Annotated in this window: 24 protein-coding genes and 2 riboswitches; of the genes, 12 read left to right on the plus strand and 12 right to left on the minus strand. The window is 68.1% G+C overall.

Going from position 1 to position 23,365, the window contains the following annotated elements; all coding sequences use genetic code 11:
• The first annotated feature begins 40 nt into the window (after positions 1–40).
• From NSQ78_RS19260 to NSQ78_RS19290, 7 genes are all read left to right on the plus strand, one after another.
• Positions 41–514, plus strand: a complete 474-nt coding sequence (locus NSQ78_RS19260) for a DUF494 family protein (protein WP_005419622.1) — start codon at positions 41–43, stop codon at positions 512–514.
• Positions 515–553: 39 nt separating this feature from the next.
• Positions 554–1,312 (plus strand): pilin, encoded by a 759-nt coding sequence (locus tag NSQ78_RS19265; RefSeq protein ID WP_064239351.1) that lies wholly within the window; start codon positions 554–556, stop codon positions 1,310–1,312.
• A 49-nt stretch (positions 1,313–1,361) separates the two neighbouring features.
• On the plus strand, positions 1,362–2,291 hold the full coding sequence (locus tag NSQ78_RS19270) for an RDD family protein (RefSeq protein WP_049470972.1): 930 nt from the start codon (positions 1,362–1,364) through the stop codon (positions 2,289–2,291).
• Between the two features lie 193 nt (positions 2,292–2,484).
• Positions 2,485–4,956 (plus strand): DNA topoisomerase I, encoded by a 2,472-nt coding sequence (locus tag NSQ78_RS19275; RefSeq protein WP_064239352.1) that lies wholly within the window; start codon positions 2,485–2,487, stop codon positions 4,954–4,956.
• Between the two features lie 152 nt (positions 4,957–5,108).
• A complete protein-coding gene (locus NSQ78_RS19280; RefSeq protein WP_080355598.1) occupies positions 5,109–5,699 on the plus strand; it encodes a Sua5/YciO/YrdC/YwlC family protein in 591 nt (196 codons plus the stop codon).
• Between the two features lie 43 nt (positions 5,700–5,742).
• Complete coding sequence (locus NSQ78_RS19285; protein WP_049470968.1) at positions 5,743–6,432, plus strand: DUF4124 domain-containing protein; 690 nt, start codon at positions 5,743–5,745, stop codon at positions 6,430–6,432.
• Between the two features lie 34 nt (positions 6,433–6,466).
• Positions 6,467–7,180 (plus strand): hypothetical protein, encoded by a 714-nt coding sequence (locus NSQ78_RS19290; protein ID WP_049471039.1) that lies wholly within the window; start codon positions 6,467–6,469, stop codon positions 7,178–7,180.
• An 89-nt stretch (positions 7,181–7,269) separates the two neighbouring features.
• Here NSQ78_RS19290 and NSQ78_RS19295 read toward each other — a convergent pair whose 3' ends face one another.
• Positions 7,270–8,046, minus strand: coding sequence for an SDR family oxidoreductase (locus NSQ78_RS19295; protein WP_049470967.1), 777 nt, complete (start codon positions 8,044–8,046; stop codon positions 7,270–7,272).
• A gap of 111 nt (positions 8,047–8,157) precedes the next feature.
• On the opposite strand from NSQ78_RS19295, the gene NSQ78_RS19300 reads away from it, so the two are divergent.
• Positions 8,158–8,370 (plus strand): hypothetical protein, encoded by a 213-nt coding sequence (locus NSQ78_RS19300; RefSeq protein WP_049470965.1) that lies wholly within the window; start codon positions 8,158–8,160, stop codon positions 8,368–8,370.
• Positions 8,371–8,469: 99 nt separating this feature from the next.
• Here NSQ78_RS19300 and sppA read toward each other — a convergent pair whose 3' ends face one another.
• From sppA to NSQ78_RS19320, 4 genes are all read right to left on the minus strand, one after another.
• A complete protein-coding gene (gene sppA, locus NSQ78_RS19305; protein ID WP_049470964.1) occupies positions 8,470–10,392 on the minus strand; it encodes a signal peptide peptidase SppA in 1,923 nt (640 codons plus the stop codon).
• Positions 10,393–10,506: 114 nt separating this feature from the next.
• Positions 10,507–11,871, minus strand: coding sequence for an MATE family efflux transporter (locus NSQ78_RS19310; protein WP_064239353.1), 1,365 nt, complete (start codon positions 11,869–11,871; stop codon positions 10,507–10,509).
• A 207-nt stretch (positions 11,872–12,078) separates the two neighbouring features.
• Positions 12,079–12,663, minus strand: coding sequence for a DUF3106 domain-containing protein (locus NSQ78_RS19315; RefSeq protein WP_049470960.1), 585 nt, complete (start codon positions 12,661–12,663; stop codon positions 12,079–12,081).
• Positions 12,656–13,666, minus strand: a complete 1,011-nt coding sequence (locus NSQ78_RS19320) for a hypothetical protein (protein WP_064239354.1) — start codon at positions 13,664–13,666, stop codon at positions 12,656–12,658. Before NSQ78_RS19320 ends, NSQ78_RS19315 begins: the two co-directional genes overlap by 8 nt.
• Before the next feature lie 412 nt (positions 13,667–14,078).
• On the opposite strand from NSQ78_RS19320, the gene NSQ78_RS19325 reads away from it, so the two are divergent.
• Positions 14,079–16,256, plus strand: a complete 2,178-nt coding sequence (locus tag NSQ78_RS19325; protein ID WP_064239355.1) for a primosomal protein N' — start codon at positions 14,079–14,081, stop codon at positions 16,254–16,256.
• A gap of 74 nt (positions 16,257–16,330) precedes the next feature.
• Here the strand turns inward: NSQ78_RS19325 and NSQ78_RS19330 are convergent, their stop codons facing one another.
• Both NSQ78_RS19330 and NSQ78_RS19335 read right to left on the minus strand, forming a co-directional pair.
• The gene (locus NSQ78_RS19330; RefSeq protein WP_049470955.1) at positions 16,331–16,951 is read right to left on the minus strand and encodes a glutathione S-transferase; all 621 of its coding nucleotides are present in this window, start codon (positions 16,949–16,951) and stop codon (positions 16,331–16,333) included.
• 132 nt (positions 16,952–17,083) lie between these two features.
• Positions 17,084–17,863, minus strand: coding sequence for an NYN domain-containing protein (locus tag NSQ78_RS19335; RefSeq protein WP_049470953.1), 780 nt, complete (start codon positions 17,861–17,863; stop codon positions 17,084–17,086).
• A 123-nt stretch (positions 17,864–17,986) separates the two neighbouring features.
• Between NSQ78_RS19335 and NSQ78_RS19340 the strand changes: the two genes are divergently transcribed.
• On the plus strand, positions 17,987–19,267 hold the full coding sequence (locus NSQ78_RS19340) for an NAD(P)/FAD-dependent oxidoreductase (protein WP_308306454.1): 1,281 nt from the start codon (positions 17,987–17,989) through the stop codon (positions 19,265–19,267).
• A gap of 98 nt (positions 19,268–19,365) precedes the next feature.
• On the opposite strand, the gene NSQ78_RS19345 is transcribed toward NSQ78_RS19340, so the two are convergent.
• From NSQ78_RS19345 to NSQ78_RS19355, 3 genes are all read right to left on the minus strand, one after another.
• Complete coding sequence (locus NSQ78_RS19345) at positions 19,366–19,821, minus strand: hypothetical protein (RefSeq protein ID WP_057493859.1); 456 nt, start codon at positions 19,819–19,821, stop codon at positions 19,366–19,368.
• Between the two features lie 3 nt (positions 19,822–19,824).
• Positions 19,825–20,256, minus strand: coding sequence for a nuclear transport factor 2 family protein (locus NSQ78_RS19350; protein ID WP_064239357.1), 432 nt, complete (start codon positions 20,254–20,256; stop codon positions 19,825–19,827).
• 71 nt (positions 20,257–20,327) lie between these two features.
• On the minus strand, positions 20,328–20,603 hold the full coding sequence (locus tag NSQ78_RS19355) for a GIY-YIG nuclease family protein (protein ID WP_053461526.1): 276 nt from the start codon (positions 20,601–20,603) through the stop codon (positions 20,328–20,330).
• 41 nt (positions 20,604–20,644) lie between these two features.
• A riboswitch (glycine riboswitch) is annotated at positions 20,645–20,734 on the plus strand.
• A gap of 13 nt (positions 20,735–20,747) precedes the next feature.
• Positions 20,748–20,851: riboswitch (glycine riboswitch) on the plus strand.
• 84 nt (positions 20,852–20,935) lie between these two features.
• On the opposite strand from NSQ78_RS19355, the gene NSQ78_RS19360 reads away from it, so the two are divergent.
• Positions 20,936–21,553 (plus strand): trimeric intracellular cation channel family protein, encoded by a 618-nt coding sequence (locus NSQ78_RS19360; RefSeq protein WP_064239358.1) that lies wholly within the window; start codon positions 20,936–20,938, stop codon positions 21,551–21,553.
• Positions 21,550–21,672, plus strand: coding sequence for a hypothetical protein (locus tag NSQ78_RS19365; protein ID WP_262088878.1), 123 nt, complete (start codon positions 21,550–21,552; stop codon positions 21,670–21,672). Before NSQ78_RS19360 ends, NSQ78_RS19365 begins: the two co-directional genes overlap by 4 nt.
• 65 nt (positions 21,673–21,737) lie before the next feature.
• Here the strand turns inward: NSQ78_RS19365 and NSQ78_RS19370 are convergent, their stop codons facing one another.
• The gene (locus tag NSQ78_RS19370) at positions 21,738–22,811 is read right to left on the minus strand and encodes a 3-deoxy-7-phosphoheptulonate synthase (protein ID WP_049470944.1); all 1,074 of its coding nucleotides are present in this window, start codon (positions 22,809–22,811) and stop codon (positions 21,738–21,740) included.
• A gap of 295 nt (positions 22,812–23,106) precedes the next feature.
• The gene (locus tag NSQ78_RS19375; RefSeq protein ID WP_049470943.1) at positions 23,107–23,364 is read right to left on the minus strand and encodes a hypothetical protein; all 258 of its coding nucleotides are present in this window, start codon (positions 23,362–23,364) and stop codon (positions 23,107–23,109) included.
• Position 23,365 lies beyond the last annotated feature (1 nt).

The following is a 23,365-nucleotide window of genomic DNA, read 5'->3' on the forward strand; positions in this document are numbered from 1 at the left end:
CTTCACCTCCACAGCGTCGCGCGACGCAGGCCGAGGGGCAATGAAAGAGAGCATCCTGGATGTACTGCTGTACCTGTTTGAACACTATTTCAGCGAAGATGCGGACCTGATCCGTGACCGCGATTCGCTCCAGAACGGCCTGATCCAGGCCGGTTTCAGCCCCACCGAGATCAACAAGGCGTTCGACTGGCTCGATGCCCTGGCCGCGCAGCGACCGAGCGTGGCCCAGGCGCGGGTCGATGGTCCCGTGCGCATCTACCACGGGCCCGAGCTGGACAAGCTGGACGTGGAATGCCGTGGCTTCCTCCTGTACCTGGAGCAGCACGGCATCCTCGACGCCGACCAGCGCGAGCTGGTACTGGACCGTGCAATGGCTCTGGACCAGGACGAACTGGACCTGGACGACCTGAAGTGGGTCGTGCTGATGGTGCTGTTCAACCAGCCCGGCTCCGAAGCGGCCTATGCCTGGATGGAAACGCAGATGTTCATGGACGAGCCAGAACCCCTGCACTGACCGTACACTTGGGGGCATAGCGCATTCAGGAGCGTCCCCGTGAGCGAGTGGTTCCATGCAGAAGGCAACCGGCAGCAAGGCCCGCTGCCGGCGGAACAGTTGGTCGAGCTGTTCCGCAGCAACCAGATCTCCCTGGACACATTGGTCTGGCGTGACGGCCTGCCGCAATGGCAGCCGTTGCGCACCGTGGTCGATGAGCTGGGCCTGATCGTGCCGGCGCTGGACGTGGCCGCACCGGTCGCCGAGCCCGAGCCCGAGCCTGAACCGGCCGTACCCCCGCCGCCGCAGCCGCCGGTGCTGCCGCCGTCCACGCCCTATGCCACCCCGGCCCCGGCCGGCGTCCTGCCGCCGCCGAAAAAGAAGCTTTCCGGCTGCGCCCTGACCGCGATCATCGGCGGCGGGCTGCTGCTGGTACTGGTGCCGATCGTGGCCATCCTCGCGGCGATCGCACTGCCTGCCTACAACGACTACACCGTGCGCGCCAAGGTCGCCACGGCGGTCAATGCCCTGCAGCCACTGAAGGACCAGGTGCAGCATTTCGCCGATGATGAAGGCCGCTGCCCGGGTGCCAACGACGCCGGTTTCCCGGCCCCGGGTGACTTCACCCAGGCCGGCCTGTCGGCGGTGAACATCGGCCGCTTCAACAATGGCCACTGTGGCATCGAAGCCACGCTGGCCGTGCCCGGCAAGAGCCTTGATGGCGACCTGCTGTGGCTGGAATACGACCGCGACAGCGGCCGCTGGCAATGCAGCGGCGAGAGCGACGACAAGTACCTGCCGCCGTCGTGCCGCGGCTGAACCCCGCGCACGGCTGCACCTCCAAGGACGACCCAACGGGGAACATGCAATGACTGAGTGGTACTACGCCGAAGGACAGCAACGCCAGGGCCCGCTGCCGGTCCAGGAGATCCGCCAGCGCTTCCAGCGCGGCCAACTGAACCTGGACACCCTGGTCTGGCGCGAAGGCATGGCCCAGTGGGCCGCCTTGCGCCAGGTGGTCGATGAGCTCGGCCTGCAGACGCTCGCCGACGCCAGCACGGCCACCGCCAGTGGCGGCTTCGACCTGCGCGGCGACTACGCCGCCATCGACAACGGCACTGCACCGCTGCCGGGCACCGGCGCGCTCAGCAGCTCGCCCTACAGCGCCCCGGGCACCGCCGCTGCCGGTGGCCCGCAGCCGGTGGTGGGCGGGGAAGTGGTCTACGCCGGCTTCTGGAAGCGGGTGGCGGCCTACATGATCGACTACTTCGTGCTGGCCGTGCCGGGCGGCATCATCGGCGCCATCATCGGCGTGGTGCTCGGCGCCAGCATGGGCGCGGTGGGCAGCGGCGAAAGCTCCATCGAGATCGTCGCGCAGCTGGCCAGCGCCCTGATCAACCTGGTGATCGGCGTGGCCTACTACACCTGGTTCCATTCCTCGCAGGGCGGCGCCACGCTGGGCAAGATGGCGGTCGGCATCAAGGTCGTGCGCAGCAACGGCGAACGCCTGACCAGAGGCCGCGCCTTCGGTCGCTACTGGGCCATGCTGCTGAGCAGCTTCACCCTCGGCATCGGCTTCCTGATGGCAGCCTTCACCGAGCGCAAGCAGGGCCTGCACGACATGATCTGCGACACCCTGGTGGTCGACCGCTGGGCCTACACCGACCAGCCGCACCTGCAGCGCCGCGAGCTGGGCACGGTCACCATCGTGATCCTGGTGCTGACCGGCCTGCTGATGCTTGCGGGCCTGGCGCTGCTGGTCGCCGCGGTCGGCTTCATCGCCAAGATGGCCTCCTGAACGGCCATCCTCACGCCTGGCTGCTTGACAGCGGCTGGCCGGGCGTGATTCCTCTAATAAGGTGAAACCTGAACGCCCGGCACACTACCGGGCGTTCAGCGTATTGATTTGTCCGTGGCCGCTTCACTAATGCGGCCGTTTGCTCCACCCTAGCGGCCCCTCCCCTGCGGCTCGCCCCACAGACACTGCTGCCATGCCCAAGCACCTGCTCATCGTTGAATCGCCGGCCAAGGCCAAGACGATCAACAAATACCTCGGCAAGGACTACACCGTCCTGGCCTCGTATGGGCATGTGCGCGACCTGATTCCGAAGGAAGGCGCGGTCGACCCGGACAACGGGTTCGCCATGCACTACGACGTGATCGACAAGAATGAAAAGCATGTCGATGCGATTGCCAAGGCCGCCAAGGGTGCCGACGACATCCTGCTGGCGACCGACCCGGATCGCGAGGGTGAAGCGATCAGCTGGCATATCGCCGAGATCCTGAAGGAACGCGGGCTGGTCAAGGACAAGCCGATGCAGCGCGTGGTGTTCACCGAGATCACCCCGCGCGCGATCAAGGAAGCGATCAGCCAGCCGCGCGCGATCGCCAGCGACCTGGTCGATGCCCAGCAGGCGCGCCGCGCGCTGGACTACCTGGTCGGTTTCAACCTGTCGCCGGTCCTGTGGCGCAAGGTCCAGCGCGGCCTGTCCGCCGGCCGCGTGCAGAGCCCGGCGCTGCGCATGATCGTCGAGCGCGAGGAAGAGATCGAAGCGTTCATCGCCCGCGAATACTGGTCGATCGCCGCCGAGTGCGCCCACCCGTCGCAGCACTTCAACGCCAAGCTGGTCAAGCTGGACGGGCAGAAATTCGAGCAGTTCACCATCACCGACGGCGACACCGCCGAAGCCGCCCGCCTGCGCATCCAGCAGGCCGCGCAGGGCTCGCTGCATGTCACCGACGTGGCCAGCAAGGAGCGCAAGCGCCGCCCGGCGCCGCCGTTCACCACCTCCACCCTGCAGCAGGAAGCTTCGCGCAAGCTCGGCTTCACGACCCGCAAGACCATGCAGGTGGCGCAGAAGCTGTACGAAGGCGTGGCGATCGGTGACGAAGGCACCGTCGGCCTGATCTCGTACATGCGTACCGACTCGGTGAACCTGTCGCAGGACGCGCTGGCTGAAATCCGCGACGTGATCGCCCGTGATTACGGTATCGCCTCGCTGCCGGACCAGCCCAACACCTACCAGACCAAGTCGAAGAACGCCCAGGAAGCGCACGAAGCGGTGCGCCCGACATCGGCCCTGCGCACCCCGGCCCAGGTGGCGCGCTTCCTGACCGACGACGAGCGCCGCCTGTACGAACTGATCTGGAAGCGCGCCGTCGCCTGCCAGATGATCCCGGCCACGCTCAATACCGTCAGCGTCGACCTGTCCGCTGGCAGCGAGCACGTGTTCCGTGCCAGCGGCACCACGGTGGTGGTGCCCGGTTTCCTGGCCGTGTACGAGGAAGGCAAGGACAGCAAGAGCGCCGAGGACGAGGACGAGGGCCGCAAGCTGCCGGCGATGAAGCCCGGTGACCGCGTGCCGCTGGAACGCATCCAGGCCGAGCAGCATTTCACCCAGCCGCCGCCGCGCTACACCGAAGCGGCGCTGGTGAAGGCGCTGGAAGAGTACGGCATCGGCCGTCCGTCGACCTACGCGTCGATCATCCAGACCCTGCTGTTCCGCAAGTACGTGGAAATGGAAGGCCGCAGCTTCCGTCCGTCCGACGTCGGCCGCGCGGTGTCCAAGTTCCTGTCCAGCCACTTCACCCAGTACGTGGACTACGACTTCACCGCCAAGCTCGAAGACGAACTCGACGCCGTCTCGCGTGGCGAAGAAGAGTGGATCCCGCTGATGGCCCGCTTCTGGGAGCCGTTCAAGGAGCTGGTGGAAGACAAGAAGGAATCGGTGGACCGCGCCGAGGCCAGTGGCGCGCGCGAGCTCGGCACCGACCCGAAGACCGGCAAGCCGGTCAGCGTGCGGCTGGGCCGCTTCGGGCCCTATGCGGCCATCGGCAGCACGGCGGAGGACGCCGAGGAAAAGCCCAAGTTCGCCTCGCTGCGCCCGGGCCAGTCGATGCACACCATCTCGCTGGAAGACGCGCTGGAACTGTTCCTGATGCCGCGTGCGCTGGGCGAGGACAACGGCGAGCCGGTCAGCGTCGGCATCGGCCGCTTCGGTCCGTTCGCCAAGCGCGGCAGCACCTACGCCTCGCTGAAGAAGGAAGATGACCCGTACACCATCGACCTGGCCCGCGCCGTATTCCTGATCGAAGAGAAGGAAGAGATCGCGCGCAACCGGATCATCAAGGAGTTCGAAGGCAGCGACATCCAGGTGCTGAACGGCCGCTTCGGCCCGTACATCAGCGACGGCAGGATGAACGGCAAGATCCCCAAGGATCGCGAGCCAGCATCGCTGACCCTGGCCGAAGTGCAGCAGCTGATGGAAGAAACCGGCAAGCCGGTGCGCAAGGGCTTCGGTGCCAAGAAGGCCGCTGCGAAGAAGGCCCCGGCCAAGAAGGCGGCGGTGAAGAAGGAAGCGGCGCCGAAGAAGGCCGCGGCCAAGAAGGCGCCTGCCAAGAAGGCGGTAAAGAAGGCCGCCGCGAAGAAGGCCCCGGCCAAGAAGGCCGCTGCAAAGAAGTAGATGCACGCCAAGCGTGGATGCTGTGTCACGCCATGCGTGGATGAGGGGTAGTGCCGGCCGCTGGCCGGCAACCCCAGAAGCATCAGACGCCGGCCAGCGGCCGGCACTCCCGGGTGCCAGGGTCCACCCCTTCTGCACGCCGCAGGAGGATAATGAAGGCCCACGTCGGGCCGGTCGCCGCCATGAAAGAACTCACCCTGGACTCCGCTGTCGCCACGCTCCGCGCCGGTGGCGTGATCGCCTATCCGACCGAAGCGGTCTGGGGCCTGGGCTGCGACCCCTCGCATGAGGCGGCGGTGCACATGGTGCTGCGGCTGAAGCAGCGCCCGATCGAGAAGGGCATGATCCTGGTGGCCGCCGACCTGTCGCAGCTGGAGGGCTGGGTGCGCCTGCAGGCACTGCCCGACGCCCGCCAGCGCGCGGTCCTGGCCAGCTGGCCGGGGGCCAACACCTGGATCCTGCCGACCGGTCCGCGCGCCAAGCCCTGGGTCACCGGTGAGCACAGCGGCATCGCCGTGCGCATCAGTGCCCACCCGCTGGTGGCTGCACTGTGCCGCGCCTGGGGCGGTCCTCTGGTCTCCACCAGCGCCAACCTGGCCGGAGAGCCGCCGGCCCGCAGCCGTGCCGAACTTGATCCGCGCCTGCTGCGCCTGCTCGATGGCCTGCTCGACGGCGAAACCGGCGGCCTGGCCCAGCCGACCCCCATCCGCGACGCGCTCAGCGGCAACGTGCTGCGCTCCTGAGCGGGCGATTGCACTGCCGCGCACAATCGCGCACCCTGCCGCCATGAACCTGCCGCGCACCGCCCTGGGCCTGTGCCTGCTGCTGTCCTCGACCGCACTGGCCGCCGAGGACGTGCGCGTGTACCGCTGTGTCGCCAGCAATGGCGCCGTCGCCCTGCAGGACAGGCCGTGCAGCAGCGGCCGGCAGGAAGTCCGCGACCTGCAGCGGCCCCGTGATCCCGCGCCGCGGGTGGTGCGCAGTGACGCCCCTCCCGCAGCGCCCAGCGAGGCTCCGGTGATGCGCGATCGCGAAGTCCGCCACGTCTACATCCAGCCGCCACAGCCGTTGTACGAGTGCGTGAGCGACGACGGTCGCCGCTACACCAGCGACAGCAACGAGGGCAATCCGCGCTGGGTCCCGTTGTGGACCAGCGTGTGGCTCCCGCACGGGCACCACGGCGCGGTCCATCCCGGTCCACGCCCGGGCTTCGGCACGCCGGTCGGTGCGCCGATCGGTGAAGGCGCCGGCTACCGGCCGCCTGCGGTGGGCGTCGGCGTGCAGGTGCCGGCCGGCAGCGTGCTGGTCCGTGACAGCTGCCATGCGCTGCCGCCGCAGGAGGTCTGCGCGCGCCTGCGTGACCGCCGCTGGGAACTGGATCGCCGCTACAACAGCGCGCTGCAGAGCGAGCGCACGGACATCAGCAACGAACAACGTGGCATCGACGCGCGCCTGTCGCGGGACTGCGAACGCTGAGCGCGATGCCTGCCGGGGCATGTACGCTGTGCGCATGAAGAATCCGATCTGGCTGGCCCTGGGCCTGTTCGCCGGCAACGCGTTGGCCGACGACGGGGTGATCTACCGCTGTACCTCCAGCAGCAGCGATGTGCCCACCCTGCAACGCACGCCCTGCCCGACCGGCAGCAAACAGCAGGTGGTGCGGGTGCCGGCCAGTGCTCCGCCGGCGCCGGCCTCAGCGGCACCCGTGCCGGCCGCGCCCGAACCGGCCGCGGCCACTGCGCCGTCCGTTCCCGCACCCGCACCTCGCCGCCCCGGTGAAGGGCGCACGATCATGGAAGCCGGCATGGTCGAACGCGAAGGCGGCGATCTGATACTCGACAGTGCAGCGCTGCCGCGCCAGGCCGATGCCGCGCCAGACAGCCATGCGCCGCCGAAGCCGCCGCTGCCACCGATCTTCCAGTGCACCGACAGCCAGGGCGGCGGCTACCTGCACGAGTACGAAGCCGCCCCCGGACGCTGCGAACTGATGACCGTACAGGGCCTGGGCGGCGCCACGCCGGTCAACGCCGCCGGCTGCGAGGTGGTGCGCGACCGCTGCGAGGCGCTGCCGGAAGCGCAGCGCTGCAGCAGTTGGCAGCAACGCTTCCGCGATGCGCGGGGGCGTGAGCGGTTCGCCTCGCCGGAAAACCGCGACACGGCGCGCGGCGAGCGCGAACGACTGCAGGGCGTGCTGGAGGCCAGCAACTGCCCGGTACCGGGGTGACAACCATCCGGTCGTGTAGCCGCTGGTACAATCGCAGGATTTTCAGATGATTGCAGTTGTAGGCCAGCGGCCGCACGACCACCGGAAGATCAGAACCCGTAGCGCAGGAAGCCGCCATCCACTGCGATGCACTCGCCGGTGACGTAGCTGGCCGCCGGCAGGCACAGGAAGCCGACGGCGGCGGCCACTTCCTCCGGCTCGCCGATACGGCGCATCGGCGTACGGTTGATCACTTCCTCGTAGTAGTCCGGGTCCGACAACGGGCCGGAGGTGCGCCGGGTGCGGATGTACCAGGGCGCCACCGCGTTGACCCGGATGCCGTCCTCGGCCCATTCGACCGCGAGGTTGCGGGTCATCTGGTGCATCGCCGCCTTGCTCATGCCGTAGACCACGCCACTGCGCACATGGGTCAGGCCGGAAACGCTGCCGACATTGACGATCGACGACGACGCGTGCCGGGCCAGCAGCGGGTGCGCGTAGCGCGACAGCTCGAAGGCCGAGAACAGGTTGGTCTCGAAGATCTGGCGCCATTCGTCCTCGGAATACTCCGTGGCCGCCTTGGTGACGTTGCCACCGGCGTTGTTGACCAGGATGTGCAGGCCATCGCTGTGGTCTTCCACCCAGTCCAGGATCTGCCGGCGGTCTTCGTCATCGGAGACATCGGCGGCCAGCGCGTGGACCTGCATCTGCGGATATACGTCCAGCAACTCGTCGCGCGCGGTCTCCAGCATGTCGATATCGCGGCCGACGATCATCAGGTCGGCACCGAACCCGGCCAGTTCATGCGCGATGGCCAGGCCGATGCCGGCACTGGCGCCGGTGATCAGGGCGGTCTGGCCGTCCAGGCGCCACCGTTGCTGGGTCATGTGTCCTCCGGGGCCGGGCCCACTGTGTTCCGATGCCACAAGGATACGCGCTCACGGCAGCCGCCTGCGGTAGATGCGACACTGCGCGCACGCCCATCACGGAGTGCCGCCATGCGCATCCTGATCCTGTCCACATCCCTGCTGGCCACCGTGCTGCTGTCGGCCTGCCAGCGTCCGCCCACGCCGAACCCGGAGAAGCCGCCGGAACCGCAGGCCATGGCACGCGCGATCCAGCAGCCGCTGGACCGCGCCAAGGGCGTGCAGAAGACTGTCGATGACGCCGCTGCGAGCGAGCGCAAGGCCGAGGCTGACGCGACGCAGTGACCTGTCGGGTCAGAGCCCTATGCGCTGCAGAGGGGTCCGGCCCCATCAACGAAAAACGCCCGGCCTGAGCCGGGCGTTTTCATTCACTACTGCTGCCGATCAGAACCCGCAGAAGCAGTACGCCAGCGCCTTCACCGGTGCACCGTTGCCCTTCTCGCGGGCGGCGTTCTCGACGAAGCGCAGCTGCGTATCCACGTCCGGCATCGTGCGGGCCAGCATCATCCGCGCCACGCCCGAATCGGCCAGCATCCACGCACCGGCCCGGCTGCCGGCGAACCCGCTGACGAACTGCGCGAACGGCGTGGCCGCCTTCTCGATGTAGCGCACGCGATAGGCATCGGCCTTGCCGAGCTTGGCGCGGCTGGCCGCGTCGGCCACGGCATCCTTCAGCCCGCCAAAGGCATCGACCAGTCCGCGTTCCTTGGCCTGCGCGCCGCTCCAGACGCGGCCACGGGCCACTTCGTCGACGGCCTCGACCGGCTTCTTGCGGGCGTCGGCGACACGGCCGGTGAAGTCGGCGTAGCCCTTGTTGATCACCGTCTGGATGACCTGGCCCACCGCCGGGTCCATCGGACGGGTAACGTCGAAAGCGCCGGCGAAACGGGTGGTGCCGACACCGTCGGTGTGCACGCCGATCTTGTCCAGCGCGCGGCTGAAGTTCGGCACCATGCCGAAGATGCCGATCGAACCGGTGATGGTCGACGGATCGGCATAGATGCGATCGGCGTTCATGCTGATCCAGTAGCCACCGGAGGCGGCCAGGTCGCCCATCGACACCACCACCGGCTTGCCAGCGGCCTGCAGGGCCACCACTTCACGACGGATCTGCTCGGAGGCGAACACTTCACCACCGGGCGAATCCACCCGCAGCACCACCGACTTCACGTTCTCGTCGTCACGCGCGGCACGCAGCAGCGCCGAGGTTGACTCGCCACCGATGCGGCCGGCCGGCAGGTCACCACCGCTGATCTCGCCGGACGCCACCACCACCGCCACCTGCGGACGCGAGTCCACCGGGTTGCGACGGGCGTCGAGCAGGGCCAGGTAACGGCCGAAGTCGACGTTGCGGAAACCGCCGTCGGCATCGTCGTCGGCGACGCCGCGCTCGATCATCAGATCCTCGAATTCCTCGCGGGTCTTCAGCGCGGTCACCAGCTTCTGCTGCAGCGCGAACTTGGCCAGGTCGCCACCGGCGGCGGCAATGCCTTCCGGCAGCGTGTCGATGCCGGCGGCCAGCTGTGCCGGATCCAGGCGGCGGGCCTTGGCGATGTCGCCCAGGTAACGCTGCCAGACGTCGTTCATCCAGAACAGGTCGGCTTCCTTGGAGGCCGGTGACGCCGCGTCGAGCACGTACGGCTCGGCCGCGGACTTGTACTCGCCCACCTTGAACAGGTGCACGTCCACGCCCAGCTTGTCCTGCAGGCCGGTGCGGAAATACTGGCGGTAGCGGCCGAGGCCCTCGAGCACGACCGAGCCCATCGGGTCCAGGTAGACCTCGTCGGCCTGCGCGGCCAGCAGGTACTGCGACTGGCCCATGCTCTCGCTGTAGGCCACCAGCTGCTTGCCGGACGCGCGCAGGTCCTGCAGCGCGGCGGCCACTTCACGCAGCGAGGCGAAGCCGGACGGCTGCAGCTTGTCCAGTTCCAGCACCACGCGCTCGATCTTCTTGTCTTCCTTGGCCGACTCGATCACCCGCAGCAGGTCGCGCAGCTGGATCTCTTCGGCACCGTTGTCACCCACCGCCTTGGCCAGCGCGCGGCTGACCGGATCGGCGCTGAACTGCTCGACCAGGCGGCCTTCCGGCGCGATCACCAGCGTGGTGCGGTCCTGCAGCGACTTGCTGGCACCGGCGCCCATGCCGGCGGCGATGACGAACATCACCAGCAGCAGGAACAGCAGGCCGAAGAACACCAGGTTGAGGATCAACCGGCGGGTGAAGTTCATGACGTCCCACAGCCCGATGAAGAAACTGGCGACGGGATTGCGACGCGCCGGGGGCAGCGGGGGCACGGGTTGATTCATGGAACGCTCCGGATGGCTTCTTGCCGTGGTACCAGCATAGCCGGTGCCGCGTGATGCGGCATCGGACACAAGTCAGGGGATCGCCCGCCATGGGTGGGCAGGCGGGCGGGACGATCAGGACAACATCGACTGGCCGATGCGCAGGCTGCTGCGGCGCAGGCGCCAGCCCATCAGGATGGCAGCGGCAGTCAGGCCGACGATCAGGCCGATCCACATGCCCTGCGGGCCCATGCCCAGCCCCAGGCCGAGCCCGGCGCCGAGCGGCATGCCCAGGCCCCAGTACGCGAACATGGCGATGAACATCGGCACGCGGGTGTCCTTCAGGCCGCGCAGCGCACCGGCCGACAGTACCTGGATGCCGTCCGGGAACTGGAAGGTGGCCGCGTACAGCAGCAGGGTCGAGGCCAGCCCGGCCACCGCCAGGTCGTTGGTGTACACGCCGACGATGGCGTCGTGGCCGAACAGCAGCACCGCCGCCGACAGCGTCTGCGTGCCCATGATGATCGCGTAACCGGCCCAGGCCGCGCGTCGCACGCCGAAGCCATCGCCACGGCCGACCGCATGGCCGACGCGCACGGTGGTGGCCTCGGCCACGCCCATCGGAATCATGAAGCACAGCTGCGCGACGTTGATCGCGATCTGGTGCGCCGCCGCTTCATTGGCACCCAGGCGACCGATCAGCAACGCGGTGACGATGAACAAGCCACCTTCCATCAGCACGGTGATGCCGATCGGCAGGCCGGTGCGCAGCAGCTCCCAGATCGCCTTCCAGCGCGGCCCTTCGAAATGCGAGAACAGCTGCAGGTGGGCAAAGCGCTTGGTGCGCCACAGATAGAGGGCAAACGCCGTGGCCTGCAGCCACATCATCACCGCCGAAGCGATGCCCAGGCCTTCCGCACCCAGTTCCGGGAAACCGAGCTTGCCGTTGGCCAGCACGTAGCCCATCGGCGCCAGCACCAGCAGGCCGCCGAAGCCGAGCAGCATGGTCGGCAACGTCCAGTACATGCCTTCGCTCAGGTAACGCATGCAGAAGTACAGGGTCAGCGCGGGCCCGCCCCAGCGCACCGCGTGCAGGAACGCGGTCGCCCCCGGCACGATGTCCGGCGCGATGCCGAACGACGGCAGCAGCGGTGGCACCACGGTGAGGAAGGTGAACATGATCAGCCCCAGCCCCAGCGCCAGCCACAGTGCCTGGCGGAACAGCGGGCCGATCTCGCGCTCGCGGCCAGCGCCGTGCAGCTGCGACACCGAGGCGGTGAGCGAGATCAGGGTGCCGATCGGAATCAGCATCGGCAGCCACAGCAGCGCCGTACCGATGGTGACTGCGGCAAGGGTGGCCGTGGCGTGGTGGCCGGCAATCACGTTGTCGACGAAGGAGATCAGACCGGTGGACACATGGCCCAGCACGAGCGGCAGGGCGAGCAGACCGGTGGCGCCGACTTCCTTGCTGAAGCGCGGCGTGGAGGTTGCAGTAGACATAAGGTGCTTGACGCGAACTGCGGTTGCGCGCGAAGGGCACAGGCACCGGGTTGCGGGCGCCCATCTTACGCGGGCAGCGCGTGCATTCCCATGACATGGCGTGAATGCCGGGTTGCGGCTGCCCCAAGCAAAAAGGGGACGGAGGGGATTAAGTCGCATTCGGCACTGACTGGCCTGATACGACTTAATCCCCTCCGTCCCCTTTTTCTACTGGCCGGCCTGGCGCTTGAGCCAGCTGTCGCGTTCGGCGGCGGGTACGGCGAGGAAGGCGCTGCGTACCGCATCGCGTTCCTGCGGCGGCGTGCGCTGCGCGACCAGGGTCAGCTGGGCCAGCTGCGCCGGGCTGAGTTGGCGCAGCACGGCCAGCGCCGACTCGCGTTGCTCCGGCGGCACGAATCCGAACAGTCCGTGCAGCTTGGGGAACTCCAGGCCCAGCTGCGGGCCCAGTCGCCACCCGTCGCGGAACGCCTGGTCCTGTGCCTGGAACTGCTGGCGCATGCGCTGCTGTTGATCGGCCGGCAGCGCATTGAAGCGCGCGGCGGCCTGGCGGATGCGCTCGCGCTCGGCTTCCGGCAATGCGCGCCAGGCGGCGTAGTCGGCGCGGCGCTGGCGCTGCTGCTGCGCATCCAGCTGGGCGAACTCCGCAGGGGCTGGAGTGGCAGCGGCCGACGCCGGCGTGGCCGGCGAACTGCCCGGAACCGGTGGCGGCAACGGCACGCTCAACGACTGCGGTGCGGCGGACAGGGACAGCGGCAGGGCCAGCAGCAGGCTGGCGAACATGGACTTATTCATCGGCGGCAGCGGTTTCCAGCGCGGCACTGGCCGGCTCCGGCCGGCTTGGCCTGGACTGCGATTCGTCCACCGGCAGCGGACCGCCGGCGGCGGTCCACGCATATAGATCGGCATCGGCGACCAGCGGGTAGTCACGATCGGCCAGCATCACTGCGTCGTCATGGGCTTGGGCGTGGGTCGCGTCCGGCGTGGCATTGACCTTGCTCGGCGGCAGCGCTTCCACGGTCACCGGACCGGCTTCGCCCACGACGCCCTCCGGCAGCGGCGCATCACTGCCGATGGAATGCCCCTGCAGGTAGCGCCACCCCAGCGCCGCGGCCAGCAGCACTGCCACGGTCGCCAGCAGGATCAGCGGACCGCGCCAGCGCGGCTTGGCACTCGCCCGACGGCGCTTGGCGTTGGCGTGGGCGGTGGCCCGCTCGTCGCGCTGGGGAGCGCGCCAGCTGGACGTGGGCGCCTCGTTGTGCGCGACGGGTGCGGCCGGCTGCTGGAGCTGCTGCAGGCGCGTGGCCGGCAGTTCACGGATACGCGCCTGCACCTGCTCGGCCAGCTGGCGCCAGGCCGCGGCGTCGGGCTGGCCATGGGCATCACGCGGGCACGCGTCGGCCAGCAGGTGCTGGTAGCCGGCCTCGTCCTGGTCGAGCACGCGCATGGCAATGCCTTCGTCGAGGCTGCCGCCCACCCGCAGCAGCAGCGCCAGGCGCGGCAGCGGCGCCATTCCGCCCAGCGCGGCCAACGGCGCGGCCCACTGCCCGCCCACCGGCTCGCGCAGTGCCTGGCGTTGCCCCAGCAGGGTCCAGAAGCGGGTCGGCCACTGCGCCATCGGCAGGTCGCTGGCAACGGCCGCGAACGCGCGCATCACCGCGACCAGCGTCTGCTCGGCACGGGCGGCGTCGCCGCACTGCAGTTCAGCCACCACCAGGGCGCGGCGCTCGACGCCGCGCAGGAACGCCGACAGCGCGCCGGCCGCGGTCGAGGAAACAGGGGCGGGCACAGCCGTCATCGGTCACTCCAGAGGTCTTCCGGCATGATAGCGGCAGGCAATCGACGCCCGTAGGACTTGCGCCCACCGGCACTTCGTGCTGCAGGTTGTGCACAGCACCACGCGGGTTTCGGGGAAAACTGCGGCATCCGCCTGAATTCACTCTGTTTCAGCTTTGTTTCACACATAAGCTGTTGATTTTGATTGTTTTTGCCGTGTGGCGATTTTTTGACCAACCCGAGCGTGAGGCCGTCGCCATCAGCCTCCTGCGCGTCCGCTGGCCGGTAACGCACAACGTTATCCACAGAACATGTGGATAAGACTGAATCTCCAATGGACACCGATATTTAGGTGACATTTATGATTCAACGGACGCCGTCCGGTCGCCCCGTCCGCTGCCATCCGCGCGCGCATGGCCCGGTACACTGGCCCGATGCTTTCACCGATTCCGACCCTGCAGGTCGCCCTGCCCGTCCCGCTACCGCGCCTGTTCGACTACCTGCCACCGGAAGGCGATGGCCCTGCGATTGCGGTCGGCTGCCGCCTGAAAGTGCCGTTCGGCAACCGGGAGCTGGTCGGTGTCGTGACCGGCCACGGCCAGACGGACGACGGGCAGGGGCTGCGCCAGGCCCTGGCGTGGTGCGACCCGCAGCCGTTGCTGCAGGGCGAGCTGTGGCAAAGCCTGCAATGGCTGGCGCGCTACACCCACGCGCCGCTGGGCGAGGTCGTCAGCACCGCCCTGCCCGGTCCGCTGCGGCATGGTGAGGCCCTCCCCGACACCCACCATTGGGGCTGGCAGCTGACAGCCGAGGGCCATGCCCAGCGTGCGACGCTGCGCGCCGGCAGCCGGCCGCGGCAATTGGCCGAACTGCTGGCCGACGCCATCGTCGATGAAGACGTGCTGGGCGAACGCATGGAGGATTGGCGCACTGCCGCACGCAGCCTGGCCAAGCGCGCCCTGGCCGAGCGCGTCGCGCTGGCAGTAGCGCCCCAACACGCGCAGCCGCTGCCGGGCCCTACCCTCAACCCGGACCAGGCCGCCGCCGTGGCCGCGATCACCGCCGCCGAAGGCTTCCAGCCGTTCCTGCTCGATGGCGTGACCGGCAGCGGCAAGACCGAGGTCTACCTGCAGGCGATCATCCATTGCCTGGCGCACGGCAGGCAGGCGCTGGTGCTGGTACCGGAAATCGGCCTCACCCCACAGACCCTGGCGCGCTTCCGTGGTCGCCTCGGCATTGCGGTGCATGCGCTGCATTCGGGCTTGAACGACAACGAGCGCGCGCGCGTCTGGGCAGCGGCCTCTCGCGGCGAAGCGCGGGTCATCGTCGGCACCCGCTCGGCGGTGTTCACGCCGTTGCCGCAGGCCGGCCTGTTGATCGTCGACGAGGAACACGACGGCAGCTACAAGCAGCAGGATGGCATCCGCTACCACGCGCGCGATTTCGCCCTGGTCCGGGCCAAGGCGCTGGGCATTCCGGTACTGCTCGGCAGCGCCACGCCCTCGCTGGAAACCCTGCACAACGCCTATGCAGGCCGCTACACCCACCTGCGCCTGAAGCAGCGTGCCGGCGATGCGCGGCCACCGCGCGTGCGTATCCTCGATGTACGCAAGCGGCCGCTGCATGACGGCCTCTCGGCCGATGTGCTGGCCGGCATCGGCGAGCACCTACAGCGTGGCCAGCAGGTGCTGGTGTTCAAGAACCGCCGCGGCTACGCGCCGGTGCTGCTGTGCCATGACTGCGGCTGGACTGCGCCGTGCCAGCGCTGCGACGCGCCGATGACCGTGCATGGCGGGGGCCGGCGCCTGCAATGCCACCACTGCGGCGCGCGGCAGCCGGCACCGCTGGCGTGCCCGGCCTGCGGCAGCCTGGCGCTGCAGCCGCAGGGCATCGGTACCGAACGCCTGGAAGAGCACCTCACCGTCGCCTTCGCCGACTTCCCGGTGGTGCGCATCGACCGCGGCACCACCTCGCGACGCGACGCGCTGGAACAGCAGCTGGCAAAACTGGGCGACCAACCCGGCATCCTGGTCGGCACGCAGATCCTGGCCAAGGGCCACGACCTGCCCAAGCTGACCCTGGTGGTGGTGGTGGGCATCGACGAAGGACTGTTCTCGGCCGATTTCCGCGCCAGCGAGAAACTCGCCCAGCAGCTGATCCAGGTGGCCGGTCGCGCCGGGCGTGCACGTGATCCCGGCGAGGTCTGGCTGCAGACCCATCACCCCGGGCATCCACTGCTGGAAACCCTGGTCAGCGGTGGCTACCACCCGTTTGCGCAGGCCGAGTTGAACCAGCGCCAGGCGGCCGGGTTCCCGCCATTCGCGCATCTGGCGCTGATGCGTGCTGAAGCGCAGCAGGTCGAGCACGCCAACGCATTCCTGCTGGCCGCGCGGCAGCTGCTGGGCGAACAGGACGTGGTCGAGGCCTACGGGCCGATGCCCGCACCGATGCCACGCCGCGCCGGGTACCAGCGCACGCAGCTGCTGCTGTCGGCCCTGCAGCGACCGCCCCTGCATGGCGTGCTTTCGCAACTGGTACCGCAGCTGTACGCGCTGCCGGAAGCCCGCAAGGTGCGCTGGTCGCTGGATGTGGATCCGACCGATCTGTATTGAGGGGTCAGAGCCCCTTGGTTATCGGGGCCGGATCCCTTTTCGCAGGAAAGGGCTCTGACCCCGAACGCCTTCGCTTACGTCAGCGGCGACATCACGCCGCGCTGGTAAGCCGGTCGCTCGCGCAGGCGCGCATACCACTCGGCCAGGTGCGGCAGGTCCGGGCGCTGGATCGGCAGTTCATACCAGGCGTACACCAGCGAGCCGAGCGGAATGTCGCCCATCGCGAACGTCCCGCCCGACAGCCATGGCTGCGTGGCCAGGGTGGCATCGGCCATCGCCAGGTAGTCACCGGCACGGACGATGGCCGCGTTGATGCGCGCTTCGTCACGGTCGGCCGGCGCGGTGCGCATGATGCCCCAGACCAGGTCGCTGTACAGCGGTGCCATCCGCGAGGTGCTCCAGTCCATCCACTTTTCGGCCTGCGCGCGCTCCATCGGGTCCTCGGCGTACAGCGTGCCCAGCGCATAGCGCGCGCTCAGGTAACGCACGATGGTGTTCGATTCCCACAGCGGCAGGCCGTGGTCCTCGATCACCGGCACCAGGCCGTTGGGATTCATCGCCTGGTACTCCGGCGTCTGCGTGCCGCCGTGGCTGCCGCCGACTTCGATGGATTCGTACGGCAGGCCGATCTCCTCGGCACACCACAGCACCTTGCGGACGTTGCTGGAATTGCGACGGCCCCAGATCTTCAACATGCGGGTTTTCCTTGCTGGCAATGCGAGCGGCAACGATACGCCTGATCGGTGGGTGATGTGCGTGCCGGGTGCGGGATCTGGCATCTGCAGCATGCCGGCCAGCGGCCGGCACTACCGGTTCTCTTGCCGGCACTACCGGTTCTTTTTCGGCAGCGCGCGTACGTAGGACGACTTGCCATCCTTCTTCAGCTCGAACAGGCCGATGGCCGCCAGCAGGTCGCTGAGCTTGCCGTAGCCATAATTGCGCGGATCGAACGAGGCCTGGTTGCCGATCTGGCTGCCGACCGGCCCCAGGTGCGACCAGCCATCCTCGCCCTCGGCCGCAGACACCGCGCGGCGCAGCATCTTCACCAGCCGCGTGTCGCTGCGCATCTCCGCACCGCTTTTGCGCGGGCGTGCATCGTCATTGGCGACGGGCTCGTTGGATGCCTGTTCGCTCGATGCCTGCTCGGCATCCGGCACACTGGCGTGGGTCTGGCCCAGCGCTTCCAGGTAGGTGAACTTCGAGCATGCGTTGACGAAGGGTTCGGGCGTTTTCTTTTCGCCGAAGCCATACACCTTCACGCCATCGGTCAGCAGGCGCATCACCATCGGGGTGAAATCGGCATCGCTGGAGACGATGGCGAAGCCATCAAGGTTGCGCGCGTACAGCAGGTCCATGGCATCGATCACCATCGCCATATCCGAGGCATTCTTGCCCTTGCTGTAGGCGAACTGCTGGATGGGCCGGATCGCATACTCATGCAGTACCGCTTCCCACCCCTTCAGTCGCGGGCTTTTCCAGTTGCCATAGGCGCGGCGCACGTTGGCCACGCCGTAGCGCGCGACTTCGGCCAGGACCTCGTCGATCTTCGAGGCCGGCGCGTTGTCGGCGTCGATCAACAGGGCGATGCGCTTTTCCGGTTCGCTCATGGGCTCCTCACGGGCCGTTGCCTGAACCCGAGTATCGCCGATCCGGGCGGTCGCTGACGTGACAGGTGGCCGCCGTGCGAAGATGCCAGGCGCTTCCCCCAATGCCCCCACTGGAGTGAGTCGATGAGTCGCGAGCGCGTTCCCCACCTGGTCGTTGTCGGCGGCGGTTTTGCCGGTCTCTGGGCCACCCGTGCCCTGGCCCGCGAACGCATACGCATCACCCTGGTCGACCGCCGCAACCATCACCTGTTCCAGCCGCTGCTGTACCAGGTGGCCACCGCCGGCCTGTCCGCACCGGATATCGCTGCACCCCTGCGCCACATCCTCGGCCACCAGCGCAATGTGGAAGTCCGCCTGGGCGAAGTGGTGGCCATCGACAAGCAGGCCCGGCAGATCCGCATGGCCGATGGCAGCGCGCTGGACTACGACAGCCTGCTGCTGGCCACCGGCGCCACCCACGCCTACTTCGGCAATGACCACTGGGCCGACGATGCGCCCGGGCTGAAGACGCTGGACGATGCCATCGCACTGCGCCGCAAGCTGCTGCTGGCGTTCGAGCGTGCCGAGGCCGAGCCGGACCCGGCGAAGAAGGCGGCGTGGCTGAGTTTCGCCATCGTCGGTGGTGGTCCCACCGGCGTCGAACTGGCCGGCACGCTGGCCGAGATCGCGCGCCACACGCTGCGCAACGAGTTCCGCCACATCGACCCGGCCAGTGCCAAGGTGCGGCTGGTCGAGGCCGGCCCACGCGTGCTGTCCTCGTTCCCGGAAGTGCTGTCGCTGAAGGCGCGCCGGCAGCTGGAAAAGCTGGGCGTGGAAGTGCTGACCGGGACCCCGGTGAGCAACATCGACAGCCAGGGTTTCACGCTCGGTGACCAGTTCGTGCCGGCGCGCACCGTGGTCTGGGCCGCCGGTGTGGCCGCTTCACCGCTGGCGCGCACGCTGGACGTGCCACTGGATCGCGCCGGGCGCGTGCAGGTGCAACCGGACCTGACCCTGCCCGATCACCCGGAGCTGTTCGTGGCCGGCGACCTGGCCGCACTGAGCCAGGCCGACGGCAAGCCAGTACCCGGCGTGGCACCCGCCGCCAAGCAGATGGGCAAGTACGTGGCCGAGGTGGTCCGCGCACGCCTGCACGGCACGCCCGAGCCCGGCCCGTTCAAGTACGCCGACTACGGCAACCTGGCCACCATCGGCCGCATGGCCGCGATCGTGCACCTGGGCCGGCTGCAGCTTTCCGGCGTATTGGCCTGGTGGTTCTGGCTGGCCGCGCACGTGTTCTTCCTGATCGGCTTCCGCAACCGCATCGTGGTGCTGCTGAACTGGGCCGTGGCGTACTGGAGCTACCAGCGCAGTGCGCGCATCATCTTCGGTGATGACCAGGAAGACCGTCGCCCCCGACGGTAGTGCCGGCCGCTGGCCGGCTGCTGCGCGGTCGGTTCCCTTTCCGCAGGAAAGGGCACTGACCCCGTCAACACCCTCCACGCATGGCGTGGCTCTAGGCTCTACTTGCTCATCGGGCCACCGGGGACCCGCCGTTTCGACCAGGTCCGGCAGAAATCCTCCTTTCTCGCAGTATCGGCAATCTGCGCGGTACTCCAATGGCGGGTGATCCAGATCGTCAATGCGGTACTGCTGAGATGCCAGCGCAGCATGCCGCGCTGTGGTTGCCGCCACAGGTGGCGCCGGGCAATCCAGAAGGCCTCCCGCTCCACTTCAGGCACCTTCTTCTTCATTCCGTCCTTGTCGAAGAACTGGGCAGTGAAGTGCCAGGGATTCATCGGCTGGTATCCCGCCCGTGGTTCACCGCTGCATGCGGCCACACCACTGGGCACGCGGTCCGCCGGCTTCGGCCGACCGTCCACCAATGCCAGCCCTAGCAGATACAGCAGGCCAGGCAGCAGCGCGATACCGGCGACCAGCACGACGACGGAGATCCATGCGTTGCCGGCGGCACGCATCGCTCACTGCGCCTTCGGTTTCGGGTACCACAGCGCGTTGACGATGACCCAGCGCTGGCCGAAGCGCCCCATGTGGAAGTAGTCGACAAACCACGGCGTCTCCAATCGCACCGAGGCGGCGTTGCCGGTCACGTCCAGCACCGTGCAGCGGCGGTCCCATTGATCCTTCGGCGTCTTCAACGCGCCCTGCTTCGTCAACGAGACCAGTTCTTCCTTCGACATCCGGCGCAGGCCGAGGCGTTCGTCAGATGTATCGCCGAGGACCGCGCGCTTGGCCAGGTCCGGATGCAGGGAGCGGGCGACCCGCTGCGGGTCGGCCTCCAGCTGGCCATCGACGTAGTCGTGGCAGGTGGCTTCGATAGCCGCGAGGGTGGCCGGGTCGGCGGCAGGGCTCGTTGCTGCGGAAAGAGCGAACAGCAGGGCGATCATGGACATCCGGGTCTCCAGCTCTGGGCGCGGGGTGATCATCGCATGGGCCGGGTAGCCCATCCACGCAGGGCGTGGATCTACAGAAGCGTCTCGACCGGTTCCTGCAGCCAGGCCAGCTTGCGCTCGCGGGGCTGCTGCTTGAGCTGCCACTCGGCGCGTGAGGCGGCGGCCCGGTCCGGGTATTCGCGCACGGCCAGCACGCGCAGCGGTGGCCGTGCCCGCGTGTAGCGCGCGCCCTTGCCGGCCTGGTGGGCGGCGAAACGCGCGTCCACGTCCGTGCTGATGCCGGCGTAGTAGCTGCCATCGCGGCATTCAAGCAGGTACAGGAACCACGGGCGGACGGACGGGGCCATGCCCTGGATTATGCCGTGCTGCACTGCAGCGGATATACTGGCCGCCGAATGCAGGAGAGAGGCGCCGCGCTGGCGCCCGCCGAAGGCGCAGGCTCCCATGATCGCTCAGGCCGGTGGGCTGGAATCCCACCAACCATGCATTCGACTCGCCGAGCTGGAGAGAGGTCACCGGGCACGCCCGGGACGATCCGCCGAAGGGGCACGCGGCCCATGCCGCTGAACTCTCAGGCAAAAGGACAGCGGGAGCGGCACCGGTCATCGTCATCCCGTCATTGCGCAGGCAGTGGCGGTCGTCGCGCATGGCCGGCCCCACCGCGACCGGAGCCTGTCCCATGCTGCTGTCCATCATCTACCTGATTGCCATTTCCGCCGAAGCCATGACCGGCGCACTGTCCGCCGGCCGCCGCCGCATGGACCTGTTCGGCGTGGTCATGATCGCCTGCGTCACCGCCCTCGGTGGTGGATCCCTGCGCGACATCCTGCTCGGCCACTACCCGCTGGGCTGGGTGAAGCATCCGGAGTACCTGGGCTTCACCGTATGCGCGGCGCTGATCGCCACCTGGGTGGCGCGCTGGATGCACCACTTCCGCCGCACGTTCCTGGTGCTCGACGGACTGGGCCTGATCGCCTTCACCCTGATCGGCTGCTCGATCGCGCGCGAAGCCGGCCATGCGATGCCGATCGTGCTGATCGCCGGCATGCTGACCGGCGCGTTCGGCGGCGTGCTGCGCGACATCCTCTGCAACGAAGTGCCGCTGATCTTCCAGAAGGAGCTGTACGCGATCATCGCGCTGCTGACCGGCGCCGCTTACCTGCTGCTGCTGCACTGGAGCGTGGCCGACGCCACCGCGATCCTGTGTTGCCTGGGCGGCGGCTTCGCGCTGCGCCTGCTGGCCATCCACTACCGCTGGGAAATGCCGAAGTTCGTGTACCACGACGAAGTGCATTGAGGATCGTGTTCGCCGGGACCCGCACCACCCCGGCGATGGACCTGGCGCTGTCGCTCATGCGCAGCGCCAGGCGCATCGCCGGTGCAGACGGGCCGGTCTCCAACTCCGACCGGCCCTGATCGCGGCCGCACCCCCGCAGGCGCTGGCCGCCATCCACACACGTGCCGCGCTCAGGCGGCTTCCATCAGGCCGCTTCGGACACCTTTACGTCACGACGGGCGCGCACGGCAGCAGCCAGTCGCTCCAGCACCGTCACCGTGGTATCCCAGTCGATGCAGCCATCGGTGATGCTCTGCCCGTAGACCAGCGGCTGGCCTTCCACCAGTTCCTGGCGGCCACCGACCAGATGGCTCTCGATCATCACGCCGACGATGCGCTGTTCGCCCTCTTCCAGCTGAGCGGCGATGTCGTCGATCACCTTCGGCTGGTTTTCCGGGTTCTTCAGGCTGTTGGCATGGCTGGCATCGATCATCAGCCGGGTCGGCAGCTTGGCTTTGGCCAGCACCTGGCAGGCCTCGCCGACGCTGCCTGCGTCATAGTTCGGCTGCTTGCCGCCGCGCAGGATCACGTGGCAATCCGGGTTGCCGGTGGTCGACACGATGGCGGTGCCGCCCTGCTTGGTGACCGACAGGAAGTGATGCGGATTGGACGCCGCCCCCACCGCGTCAGCGGCGATCTTGACGTTGCCATCGGTGCCGTTCTTGAAGCCGACCGGGCACGACAGCCCCGAGGCAAGCTCACGATGCACCTGGCTTTCGGTGGTACGCGCGCCAATCGCGCCCCACGCCACCAGGTCGGCGATGTACTGCGGCGAGATCACGTCGAGGAACTCGACACCGGCCGGCAGGCCGAGCTTGTTGATGTCGCGCAGCAGGCCGCGGGCGATGCGCAGGCCCTTGTCGATCCTGAAGCTGCCGTCCAGGTCCGGATCGTTGATCAGACCCTTCCAGCCCACCGTGGTGCGCGGCTTCTCGAAGTAGACGCGCATGACGATTTCCAGTTCGCCGGCCAGTGCATCGCGCAGCGGCTTGAGGCGCTGGGCGTACTCGATGGCGGCGTTGGGATCATGGATCGAGCACGGGCCCACCACCACGGCCAGGCGGTCGTCACGGCCGTGCAGGATCTGGTGCAAGGCCGCGCGCGAGGCGCTGACGGTGTCGGAGGCTTCATCGTCACAGGGCAGCATCGCCAGCAGCTGGGCGGGCGGTGTCAGCGGTTCGATGGTGCGGATACGCAGGTCGTCGGTGTGCGGGGGCATTGGGGGAGATCTCCGGAACGTTGGGGGTCCCCAGCGTGGCGACATGAAAAAAGCCGCCAGGTTCGCTGGCGGCTTTCGGGAATGCGTCTGAAGCTTTCTTCAGGGTGAGCGCAGTCCTTCCTCCGCCAGTGGCTTCGGAAAGTAATACCAGTAAAAGCGGGTAGCGGCTGCGTTCATGGGATCTATTGATAGCACAGCTTTTGCGCAGTGCAAAATGTTTCATCCGCAACTGGGGACGTGGTTCAGCGAGGTGCGCTCCAGCGCTGCCTCCGTGGCGCCAGCCACGCAATGTCGGTCATTTGCCATGCACTTCCACGTCCAGCAGCAGGCCTTCGTGGATGTCCGCCCAGCGCTCCAGCACGCGGTCCAGCTCCTGCCGGGCCTCATCCAGCTGCTCGGGGTTGAGCAGGGAGCGCGTTGTATAGAGATCGGAGACCAACCGCCGCAGGGTCGCTTCCGGGATGGCCACCGACGGCCCTTCCAGCCCCGGCAACTGCAATGCCGGGCTGTCGCCAAGCGGGCCGAACAGCGTGACCTGGAGCGTGCTCTGCATG

The sequence above is a fragment of the Stenotrophomonas sp. FSL W7-1447 genome (assembly GCF_037966425.1).
Classification (GTDB): Bacteria; Pseudomonadota; Gammaproteobacteria; order Xanthomonadales; family Xanthomonadaceae; genus Stenotrophomonas; species Stenotrophomonas pavanii.

Excerpts from the sequence above, each read along its gene's own strand:
- NSQ78_RS19370 (WP_049470944.1), bottom strand. The coding sequence starts at position 22,811 with ATGCCCCCGCACACCGACGACCTGCGTATCCGCACCATCGAACCGCTG.
- NSQ78_RS19300 (WP_049470965.1), top strand. The coding sequence starts at position 8,158 with ATGCGCATCCTGATCCTGTCCACATCCCTGCTGGCCACCGTGCTGCTG.
- NSQ78_RS19270 (WP_049470972.1), top strand. The coding sequence starts at position 1,362 with ATGACTGAGTGGTACTACGCCGAAGGACAGCAACGCCAGGGCCCGCTG.
- NSQ78_RS19325 (WP_064239355.1), top strand. The coding sequence starts at position 14,079 with ATGCTTTCACCGATTCCGACCCTGCAGGTCGCCCTGCCCGTCCCGCTA.
- sppA (WP_049470964.1), bottom strand. The coding sequence starts at position 10,392 with ATGAATCAACCCGTGCCCCCGCTGCCCCCGGCGCGTCGCAATCCCGTC.
- NSQ78_RS19350 (WP_064239357.1), bottom strand. The coding sequence starts at position 20,256 with ATGTCCATGATCGCCCTGCTGTTCGCTCTTTCCGCAGCAACGAGCCCT.
- NSQ78_RS19260 (WP_005419622.1), top strand. The coding sequence starts at position 41 with ATGAAAGAGAGCATCCTGGATGTACTGCTGTACCTGTTTGAACACTAT.
- NSQ78_RS19295 (WP_049470967.1), bottom strand. The coding sequence starts at position 8,046 with ATGACCCAGCAACGGTGGCGCCTGGACGGCCAGACCGCCCTGATCACC.
- NSQ78_RS19280 (WP_080355598.1), top strand. The coding sequence starts at position 5,109 with ATGAAGGCCCACGTCGGGCCGGTCGCCGCCATGAAAGAACTCACCCTG.
- NSQ78_RS19285 (WP_049470968.1), top strand. The coding sequence starts at position 5,743 with ATGAACCTGCCGCGCACCGCCCTGGGCCTGTGCCTGCTGCTGTCCTCG.
- NSQ78_RS19315 (WP_049470960.1), bottom strand. The coding sequence starts at position 12,663 with ATGAATAAGTCCATGTTCGCCAGCCTGCTGCTGGCCCTGCCGCTGTCC.
- NSQ78_RS19275 (WP_064239352.1), top strand. The coding sequence starts at position 2,485 with ATGCCCAAGCACCTGCTCATCGTTGAATCGCCGGCCAAGGCCAAGACG.
- NSQ78_RS19330 (WP_049470955.1), bottom strand. The coding sequence starts at position 16,951 with ATGTTGAAGATCTGGGGCCGTCGCAATTCCAGCAACGTCCGCAAGGTG.
- NSQ78_RS19310 (WP_064239353.1), bottom strand. The coding sequence starts at position 11,871 with ATGTCTACTGCAACCTCCACGCCGCGCTTCAGCAAGGAAGTCGGCGCC.
- NSQ78_RS19320 (WP_064239354.1), bottom strand. The coding sequence starts at position 13,666 with ATGACGGCTGTGCCCGCCCCTGTTTCCTCGACCGCGGCCGGCGCGCTG.
- NSQ78_RS19375 (WP_049470943.1), bottom strand. The coding sequence starts at position 23,364 with ATGCAGAGCACGCTCCAGGTCACGCTGTTCGGCCCGCTTGGCGACAGC.
- NSQ78_RS19335 (WP_049470953.1), bottom strand. The coding sequence starts at position 17,863 with ATGAGCGAACCGGAAAAGCGCATCGCCCTGTTGATCGACGCCGACAAC.
- NSQ78_RS19345 (WP_057493859.1), bottom strand. The coding sequence starts at position 19,821 with ATGCGTGCCGCCGGCAACGCATGGATCTCCGTCGTCGTGCTGGTCGCC.
- NSQ78_RS19340 (WP_308306454.1), top strand. The coding sequence starts at position 17,987 with ATGAGTCGCGAGCGCGTTCCCCACCTGGTCGTTGTCGGCGGCGGTTTT.
- NSQ78_RS19355 (WP_053461526.1), bottom strand. The coding sequence starts at position 20,603 with ATGGCCCCGTCCGTCCGCCCGTGGTTCCTGTACCTGCTTGAATGCCGC.
- NSQ78_RS19360 (WP_064239358.1), top strand. The coding sequence starts at position 20,936 with ATGCTGCTGTCCATCATCTACCTGATTGCCATTTCCGCCGAAGCCATG.
- NSQ78_RS19290 (WP_049471039.1), top strand. The coding sequence starts at position 6,467 with ATGAAGAATCCGATCTGGCTGGCCCTGGGCCTGTTCGCCGGCAACGCG.